This is a genomic window from Microvirga sp. P5_D2 (genome assembly GCF_054049475.1).
Genome location: NZ_JBFUMH010000334.1, coordinates 1 through 2,312, shown reverse-complemented (window position 1 = coordinate 2,312; position 2,312 = coordinate 1). Strand labels below are relative to the sequence as shown.

2 protein-coding genes are annotated in these 2,312 nt (G+C 61.8%); both read right to left on the bottom strand.

Annotated elements, in window-relative coordinates:
• A partial coding sequence (locus ACXJKO_RS31370) for a M20/M25/M40 family metallo-hydrolase (RefSeq protein ID WP_457094910.1) occupies nt 1-1,353 on the bottom strand: 1,353 nt, incomplete at its 3' end.
• Between the two features lie 73 nt (nt 1,354-1,426).
• Nucleotides 1,427-2,179, bottom strand: a complete 753-nt coding sequence (locus tag ACXJKO_RS31365; RefSeq protein WP_457094909.1) for an SGNH/GDSL hydrolase family protein — start codon at nt 2,177-2,179, stop codon at nt 1,427-1,429.
• Between the last annotated feature and the right edge of the window lie 133 nt (nt 2,180-2,312).

The following is a 2,312-nucleotide window of genomic DNA, read 5'->3' as shown; positions in this document are numbered from 1 at the left end:
CCAGGAGCCCGTACCCTTGTGGAAACTCTTCAGGTCGTATTTCTCGTTCGGCGAATGGATGCGGTCGTCATCCAATCCGAATCCGACGAAGAGTGTGTCGAGGCCGAGCGTGCGCTTGAAATCGCCGCCGACCGGGATCGAGCCGCCCATGCCGATGACGATGGGCTCCTTCTTCCACTCGTCGTGCAAAGCCGCCTTCGCGACGGTGAGCGCCGGGAAATCGTGCGGCAGCGCCAATGCGCGCGAGCCCTTGTGCATGATGAATTCCACCGAGCAATCGGCGGGAATGCGCTCGCGCACGAAGGCGTGAAAATTCTCGGAGATCTTCCCGGGGTCCTGATCTCCCACGAGGCGGAAGGAGATCTTGCAACTCGCTTCCGCTGCAATGACTGTCTTCGTGCCCTCGCCCGTATAGCCGCCGATGATGCCGTTCACGTCGCAGGTGGGGCGGGACTGGATCTGCTCGATGAGCATGCGGCCCTTCTCGCCGGCGGAATGCTTCAGGCCGACCTGTCCGAGGAAATCCTCCTCCGTCAGGTTGAGACCTTTCCACTGCTCCAGGATCTGCGTCGGGGTCTCGGGAACGCCCTCGTAGAAATCCGGAATCGTGACACGGCCGTTCTCGTCGTGGATGGCGGCGATGATCTTGGACAGAACGTGAATCGGGTTGCGCGCAGCGCCGCCGAAGGAGCCGGAATGCAGGTCGCGATCGGCGCAGCGCACGATCACTTCCTCATAGACCATGCCGCGCAGCGACGAAGTGATGGCAGGCGTGTCCTGGTCCCACATGCCGGTATCGCAGACGAGGGCCACATCGGCTTTCAGCTCGTCCTTGTTGGCCTCGATGAATTCGGGAAGGAACTTGGAGCCGTCCTCCTCCGCGCCCTCGACGAGGAAAGTGACGTTGATCGGCAGCGAGCCAGTGACGGCCTTCCACGCGCGGCAGGCCTCGACGAAAGTCATGACCTGACCCTTGTCGTCGGCGGAACCACGGGCGCTGATGGCCTTGCGGCCGTCGGCCAAGGTGATAATGGACGGCTCGAAGGGCGGGCGGTCCCACATTTCCAGCGGATCGACCGGCTGGACGTCGTAATGGCCGTAGAACAGCACATGCGGCTTGGTCTCGCCCGTGGCATGAGCAACCACGGCGGGATGGCCGCCGGTCTCACGCAAGGAGGCCTCGATGCCCATGGTTTTCAATTCGTCCACAAGCCATTGGCCGGCCGTGCGGCAATGATCCTTGTAGGCGGGATCGGTGGAGATCGAAGGCACTTTCAGCCACTGGAACAGGCGCTCCAGGGCGGCATCGGAATCGGCGTCGATCTTGGACAGGACTTGGTCGAGTTGGGACATGGAAGGCATCTCGCTTCAAGGAACATGGTTTCCATGCTCCCGATCAGCGCGATTGGCAAGCCTGTACCCTCCCTCAGAGTGTGCCGTTAAGGCAGAGGAGTTGCTCCAGCCGCGCCTGGACCGCACGATAGGAGGTCAGGTGAATGCCGTCGCGAGTGGCCTGTGCACGCGCCGTGTTGCCATCGGCCTCGCGGGCGAAATCATAAGGATCCATGACCTCGCAGCCCGCGCGCTCGCAAGCACTCCGCAGGGCCTGCGAATAAGCACTCGCTGCGCCGATCTCGAACTTGTCCTTCAACTCCGTGCCGATCGGCGGAACCGCCAGAACGATCACACGGGGTGCTTTCCTGCGGAAGGCCGCGACGGTGTGGGCGACGTTTTCCGTGAACTCGCGCGTGGGAGCATCCGACAATGGCTTCTTCTTGCGCAGCAGATTGTTCGTGCCGATGGAATAGACCACCACATCGGGCGCTGATTTGAAGGCAAGCCTGTTGACGAAGTCGCGGTAGAGTTCCGCCTTGGCGCCGCTGACGCCGCCGTTCACCAGTTCCCTGCCGCACAGGCTGTAGGTCGTGTTGAGCAGTTCGGAATGGGAATCGCCAGCCAGGAAGATGAAGCCGGGCTTCGCCTCGTTCAGCTGCGAGTTGATGAGCGGCAGGCGCTGGTCGGCATAAGTCTCGGAAGTCAGCTCGTGTGTTTGCTCGGTCCCGATCCAGAACGCCGCGCCGGTGCAGGCGATTAGAGCGGCCGCAATGCCAAGGCCGAGAGCCAAGCCGCGTTTCGGCTTGGAGCGGAATGGCGAAAGAATGGCGGCGCGAGACGACATGGTGCAGACAAACCCAAGGCCGCAGGATTGCCGCCCTAAAGCGTAAGGTCCTAACAACCTGTTCAGTGATGGCAACCGAAATTTGTTGGTGTCGCAAAGTCGGAGCGCTTCGGCTTATTCAGTGAGCATAGAG

Bases quoted from the DNA above. Each gene is read 5' to 3' on its own strand.
- ACXJKO_RS31365 (WP_457094909.1), bottom strand. From the start codon at position 2,179: ATGTCGTCTCGCGCCGCCATTCTTTCGCCATTCCGCTCCAAGCCGAAA.